Raw genomic sequence first — 389 nt, 5'->3', positions numbered from 1 at the left:
TCGCTTTCGTCGCGGCGGTACACCGAGACGCGGTTGCGCCCGGCCGCCTTGGCGGCGTAGCAGGCCACGTCGGCGCGGCTCATCAGTTCGCCCATCGGTGGCGTCTCGTCGTCGATGGCGGTGATGCCGATGCTGGCCCCCACATCGTAGACGCGCCCTTCCCAGGGGAAGCGCTGGCTGCGGACGGCATCGATGATCTTCTGGCACACGTGCTCGGCCTGGTCCACGCTGCAGTCCTTGAGCAGCAGCGCGAACTCGTCGCCGCCCAGGCGCGCGAGCAGGTCGTCGGGCCGCACATGGTGGCGGATCACATGGCCAAGCTCGCGCAGCAGCACGTCGCCGGCGGCGTGGCCGGCGGTGTCGTTGACGATCTTGAAGCGGTCCAGGTC

1 protein-coding gene is annotated in these 389 nt (G+C 69.7%); it reads right to left on the bottom strand.

Annotated elements, in window-relative coordinates:
- Positions 1 to 389: diguanylate cyclase domain-containing protein (locus tag AC1DKD_RS42375; protein ID WP_477144886.1), on the bottom strand; the 389-nt coding region annotated here is incomplete at both ends.

The sequence above is a fragment of the Cupriavidus sp. 05T313 genome (assembly GCF_056396665.1).
The sequence above is the reverse complement of the archived record's forward strand: the minus strand, read 5'-3'. Positions and strand labels throughout refer to the sequence as shown.